Annotated in this window: 4 protein-coding genes and 1 pseudogene; 2 read left to right on the top strand and 3 right to left on the bottom strand. The window is 78.5% G+C overall.

The window, feature by feature from the left end; translation table 11 throughout:
• Positions 1-296, bottom strand: a pseudogene (locus ABEB16_RS21250) (hypothetical protein); the annotation flags it as partial.
• A gap of 183 nt (positions 297-479) precedes the next feature.
• Here ABEB16_RS21250 and ABEB16_RS21245 point away from each other — a divergent pair.
• Entirely contained in the window at positions 480-1,478 is a 999-nt protein-coding gene (locus tag ABEB16_RS21245) for an NAD(P)H-dependent glycerol-3-phosphate dehydrogenase (protein ID WP_345714171.1), read from the top strand.
• 36 nt (positions 1,479-1,514) lie between these two features.
• Here the strand turns inward: ABEB16_RS21245 and ABEB16_RS21240 are convergent, their stop codons facing one another.
• Positions 1,515-2,720, bottom strand: a complete 1,206-nt coding sequence (locus ABEB16_RS21240) for a trans-sulfuration enzyme family protein (protein WP_345714170.1) — start codon at positions 2,718-2,720, stop codon at positions 1,515-1,517.
• Positions 2,721-2,754: 34 nt separating this feature from the next.
• Here ABEB16_RS21240 and ABEB16_RS21235 point away from each other — a divergent pair, with 34 nt between their 5' ends.
• Positions 2,755-3,921: a D-alanine--D-alanine ligase family protein gene (locus ABEB16_RS21235; RefSeq protein WP_425560284.1), complete on the top strand. Its 1,167-nt coding sequence runs from the start codon at positions 2,755-2,757 to the stop codon at positions 3,919-3,921.
• Positions 3,922-3,972: 51 nt separating this feature from the next.
• On the opposite strand, the gene ABEB16_RS21230 is transcribed toward ABEB16_RS21235, so the two are convergent.
• Positions 3,973-4,304 (bottom strand): DUF3515 family protein (locus tag ABEB16_RS21230; protein WP_345714169.1); only part of this gene is annotated, 332 nt, incomplete at its 5' end.

Below are 4,304 nucleotides of genomic sequence, written 5' to 3'. Positions count from 1 at the left end.
TGGTCGGCGCCCGGGGCGCGCTCGGGCACCACCCGCAGCCGCCGGACCCCCAGCCCGCCGCAGCCCGCCGCGACCCGCGCGTCGGACGTCACGACGAGGACCTCGGCGGCGTGCGGGCACGCCGCCGTCGCCGCCACCGCGTCCAGCGCGATCGCCAGCGCCAGCTCCTCGCGGTCGACGGCCGGCGGTGGCAGCAACCGGGACTTCGCCGCCGGCCCGCCCTTGACCGGCAGCACGAGCGTCCACGACCACCGCGGCGGCTCGCCCGGGCGCGCGGGAGCGGGGACGGGGCGCACGGCCGCGATCCTCCCAGGACCGCGCACCGGTGGGTGCGCCGGCACCCGGCACGTGACCCGGCACGTGCACCGGCACCCGGCACGTGCGCCGTAGGCTCCCGTGGCCGGTACGACCCGACCCGACCCGACCCGGCCCGACCCGCACCGGAGGTGCTGCCCGATGACCCGCGCCCGGAACACCGCGTGAGGCGCGCCACCGTCCTCGGGGCCGGCGGCTGGGGGACGGCCTTCGCCCTCGTCCTCGCCGACGCCGGCTGCGACGTCCGGCTGTGGGCGCGCCGCCCCGAGGTGGCCCGCGAGGTCGCCGAGCGGCACACCAACACCGCCTACCTGCCCGGCGTGGAGCTGCCCGCCGCCGTGCGGGGCACCGCCGACGCCGCCGAGGCGCTGCACGGCGCCGACCTCGTCGTCCTCGCCGTGCCCGCCCAGCTGCTGCGCGAGCACCTGCACCGCTGGCGCGACCTGCTGCCCCCCGCGGCGCCCCTCGTGAACCTCGCCAAGGGCGTCGAGGTCGGCACCGGCGCCCTGATGGCCGACGTGGTGCGCCAGGCCACCGGCGCCGACCCCGGCCGCGTCGTCGCCGTCTCCGGGCCCAACCTCGCCCTGGAGGTGGCGCGCCGCCAGCCCGCGGCCACCGTCGTGGCCTGCGCCGACCCCGCCGCCGGGCACGCCGTCGCCGACGCCTGCACCAGCGCGGCGTTCCGCCCCTACCTGTCCGACGACGTCGTCGGCGTGGAGGTCGCCGGCGCCGTGAAGAACGTCGTGGCCCTCGCCGTCGGCATCGCCGAGGGCCTCGGTCTCGGCGACAACGCCAAGGCCGCCGTCGTCACCCGCGGGCTGGCCGAGACCGCCCGGCTCGGGGTCGCCCTCGGTGCGCGGGCCGGCACCTTCGCCGGTCTGGCCGGCGCCGGCGACCTCGTCGCCACCTGCGCCTCCCCGCTCTCGCGCAACCACCGCGCCGGGCTGGCGCTGGCCCGCGGGCAGCAGGTGGCCGACGTCCTGCTGCCCGGGCAGGTCGCCGAGGGGGTGCGCTCGGCGCCCGCCGTGCTCGGGCTCGCCCGCCGCCACGGCGTCGACATGCCCCTGACCGAGCAGGTCGTGGACGTCGTCGCCGGTCGCCGCGACGCCGCCGAGGCCGCCCGCGCGCTGTTCGCCCGGCCCCGCACGACCGACTGGATCTGACGGCCGTCCCCGGTGTGCCGGGGACGGCCGCGACCCTCAGCCGGCCGGCGCGACCACCCGCAGCGCCTGGTCCAGGTCGCGCCACAGGTCCTCGACGTCCTCCACCCCCACCGACAGCCGCAGCAGGTCCTCCGGCACCACCGCCGGCTCGCTCGGGTGGCGTCGGCGCCGCTCGATCAGCGACTCCACCCCGCCCAGGCTCGTCGCCGGCAGCCACAGCCGCACCGCGTCGACCACCGCGTCGGCCCCGGCCGGGCCCCCGGCCACCTCGATCGCCACGATCGCGCCGAAGCCGCCCATCTGCCGCGCCGCCAGGGCGTGCCCGGGGTCGGTCGGCAGCGAGGGGTGGCGCACCCGCGTCACGGCCGGGTGCTGCGCCAGCCGCCGCGCGAGGACCGCCGCGGAGGCCTGGGAGCGCTCCAGCCGCAGCGCCAGCGTCCGCAGCCCCCGCAGCGCCAGCCACACCTCCCAGGGCCCCGGGATCGCCCCGTGCAGGGTGCGCACCTGCCGCAGCCGGGCCAGCAGGTCGGGCTCGCGCACCACCACCGCGCCGAGCACCACGTCGGAGTGCCCCGCGAGGAACTTCGTCACCGAGTGCACGACGACGTCGGCGCCCAGCTCCAGGGGCCGCTGCAGCAGGGGCGTGGCGAAGGTGCTGTCCACCACCACCAGCGCGCCCGCCGCGCGGCCGAGGGCCGCCAGCGCCGCCAGGTCGGCGACCTCCAGCAGCGGGTTCGTCGGCGACTCCAGCCACAGCAGCGCCCCCGGCCCGGCCGCGGCCAGCGCGGTGCGCACGCCCTCGGGGTCGGTGACGTCCACGCCCACCACCCGCAGCACCCCGCGCCGCTGCAGCAGCGCCGACAGGGCGTGGGTGCCGTTGTAGGCCCCGTGCGGCACCAGCAGGGTCGCGCCGACGGGCAGCAGGTCCAGCACGGCGCTCACCGCGCCCATCCCGGAGGCGAACGTGACGGCGCTGCCGCCCTCCAGGACGCCCAGGGCCTCCTCGAACGCCTCCCACGTCGCATTGCCGAACCGGCCGTACCCGCGCTCCCCGGTCCCCATGGCGCCACCGCCGACGAACGTCGACGTCAGCGACACCGGCACGTTGGCCTCGGCGTCCGGGGTGCGCGGCGGGCGCCCGGCGACGACGGCCAGGGTGGCGGGGGACAGCGGCGGCGATCCGGGCGCCGGGGGCTCACCGGAGGGGCTCGGCGCGGGCGCGCCCGGGACGTGGTGCGACATGGGAGGAGCCAACCACAGGTAGGGTCAGCGCCCGATGAGCCAGGTCAGCGCCCCCGCCGCCCCCTCCCCGGACCCCATGGCCGGCGCCGGCGGGACCCGTCCCCGCGTCGCCGTCGTGTTCGGCGGCCGCTCCGGTGAGCACGCCATCAGCTGCGTCACCGCCGCGGGCGTGCTCGGCGCGATCGACCGCGGCCGCTACGACGTCGTGCCCGTCGGGATCACCCGTTCGGGTCGCTGGGTGCTCGTCGAGGGCGACCCGGCGGCCCTCGGCATCGTCGACGGGCGCCTGCCCGAGGTGCCCGCCGACGGCGTCGTCGTGGCGCTGGCGCAGGAGGTCGGCTCCCGCGAGCTGCAGCCCGTCGCCGGCGACCGCGCCCCGCACGACCTCGGCACCGTCGACGTCGTCCTGCCGCTGCTGCACGGCCCCTACGGCGAGGACGGCACCCTGCAGGGGCTGCTGGAGCTGTCCGACACCCGCTACGTCGGCTCCGGCGTGCTGGCCTCGGCGGCGAGCATGGACAAGCAGGTCATGAAGGTCCTGCTCACCGGCGCCGGCCTGCCCGTCGGACCCCACACCAGCTTCACCCGCCGCCGCTGGGAGCGCCGGGAGCAGGAGTGCCGCGCGGAGGTCGAGGCCCTGGGCTGGCCCGTCTTCGTCAAGCCCGCGCGGGCCGGCTCCAGCATCGGGATCAGCCGCGTCGAGCGCCCCGAGGACCTCGCCGCCGCCGTCGCGCAGGCGCAGCGGCACGACCCCAAGGTGGTCGTCGAGGCCGCCATCACCGGCCGCGAGATCGAGTGCGGCGTGCTGGAGGCCCTGGACGGCGGCGACCCGCTGACGAGCCTGCCCGGGGAGGTCGCCGTCGTCGACGGCCGGTCGTTCTACGACTTCGAGGCCAAGTACCTCGTCGCCGACGAGGCGGTGCGGCTGTCCTGCCCCGCCGACCTGCCCGCGGAGCTCACCCGGCGGGTCCGCGAGACGGCCGCGCGGGTGTTCGAGGCGCTGGGCGCCGAGGGGCTCGCCCGCGTGGACCTGTTCGTCTGTGACGACGGGCGCATCTACGTCAACGAGATCAACACGATGCCCGGCTTCACGCCGACGTCGATGTTCCCGCGGATGTGGGCGGCCACCGGGGTGGACTACCCCGACCTCGTCGACCACCTGCTGCAGCTGGCCCTGCGCCGCCCCGTCGGCCTGCGCTGAGCGTCCCGCCCCCGCCGGGTCCGGCCCCGGGCAGGACCTGGGCGGGGGGCGTCAGGGCACGTCGTCCAGCCCGGTGCAGCGGCGCTGCTGCGGCAGCGGGGACACCGCCGGGCCGAGGTCCACGAGCTGTGCCGTGGCGGCCACGCCCGTGGCGCCCACGGTGACCTCCACCGCGGGGGTGCGCCCGTAGGTGACGAACCGCGTCGCCCGGTCGCTGCTGGCGTCCAGCAGCCAGTCCACCGGGTCGGCGCCGCCGGGGCCGGCGATCGCGAGGCACTCCGCCGTGCTGGCCCCGGGCGCCGGCACACCGCAGCGCAGCACCGTGCGCTCCGTGCGGCAGATCATCGCCGAGGAGGTCGCCGCCCACGCCGCCGCCCGCCGCG

Origin of the sequence: Kineococcus glutinatus, from assembly GCF_039542765.1 — a bacterium.
Taxonomy (GTDB): Bacteria; Actinomycetota; Actinomycetes; order Actinomycetales; family Kineococcaceae; genus Kineococcus_A; species Kineococcus_A glutinatus.
This window is presented reverse-complemented; position numbering and strand designations above follow the sequence as displayed.

What these genes read in the sequence shown, in the direction of transcription:
- ABEB16_RS21235 (WP_425560284.1), top strand. Translation starts at nt 2,755, where the DNA reads ATGAGCCAGGTCAGCGCCCCCGCCGCCCCCTCCCCGGACCCCATGGCC.
- ABEB16_RS21240 (WP_345714170.1), bottom strand. Translation starts at nt 2,720, where the DNA reads ATGTCGCACCACGTCCCGGGCGCGCCCGCGCCGAGCCCCTCCGGTGAG.